Raw genomic sequence first — 985 nt, 5'->3', positions numbered from 1 at the left:
GGGCAGGACCGACGGCCGCCCGGGGCGGCGGAGGGCGCTGACGGAGCGGGCGCGGGGGCGCCGGGCGGCCGGGAGCGGGACGAGGAGGCCGTGTGGTGGGCTCGGCATCTCGTACGGGAGGTGCTGTCACGGGTGCCCGACGCCTCCCCGTACCTGCCCGTGCTCCAACGGCTCGCCGACGCGGGCGTGTTCGGGCCCGCGTTCTGGACCGCGCTGCCCGTCGACGACGACACCCGGTTCGCCCTGCTGCGTCGGCTCGTCGTCCACGACCCGGAGCCCGGACGCGCGGGAGCGGACCGGTTCCTCGACGCCGTCGCCGCACTGCTCGTCGCCGAGCCCGCCCGCGTACAGCGGCAGCTGACCCGCTGGTTCGACGACGACCGGCGGCTGCCCGCGCTGCCCGACGCCACCGTGGCCACCGCCGCGCAGGCGCTGCTCCACACCCACCGGCACCGGGCCGTCGACGATCTGACCGAGGCCCTGGTCGAGTGCGCCCACCCGCGTGCCGACGAGCTGCTCGCCGTCCTCGCTGACGAGGAGCCGTCGGCGCTGTGCCGGGCCGTCGACCGCTGGGCGCACGACGAGCGGCCCGCACGGCACGTCGCCGCGGCCGTGTACGGGTTGCGCGTCGCCCCCCGCGCGGCGAGCGAGGCCGACCGGCGGCTCCTGCGCCACGCCGCGCTCGTCCTGCTCGCCCGCCCCGACGAGGGCACGCTGCACGGCGCCGCGCTCGGCCTGCTCGTACAGGATCCGCAGGTCAGGGGCGCCTACATCGGGCGAGCCCTCGACCGGTTCGCGGCCGGTGACCCGCGGCTGCCCGCGGCCGCCTTCGCCCCGGCCCTCGCCACCCACCCGGAGTCCGTCCTCGACGCCTTCCGGACCCGGCTCGGCGGCGGCTCGGCCGTCGGTGGCGTCCTGCGCGTACTCGCCGACGTCACCGACCCCGGGCCGGCCCGGCGGGCCGTCGCAGATCGGAAGAGCGTCG

Annotated in this window: 1 pseudogene; it reads left to right on the top strand. The window is 78.5% G+C overall.

Annotation, left to right across the window (positions count from 1 at the left end):
- Positions 1-985 (top strand): annotated as a pseudogene (locus OFY01_RS17420) (serine protease); the annotation flags it as partial.

This window comes from Streptomyces beihaiensis, assembly GCF_026274175.1.
Lineage (GTDB): Bacteria > Actinomycetota > Actinomycetes > Streptomycetales > Streptomycetaceae > Streptomyces > Streptomyces beihaiensis.
Note: the sequence above shows the minus strand (reverse complement) of the source record. Positions and strands in the feature narration are given on the sequence as shown.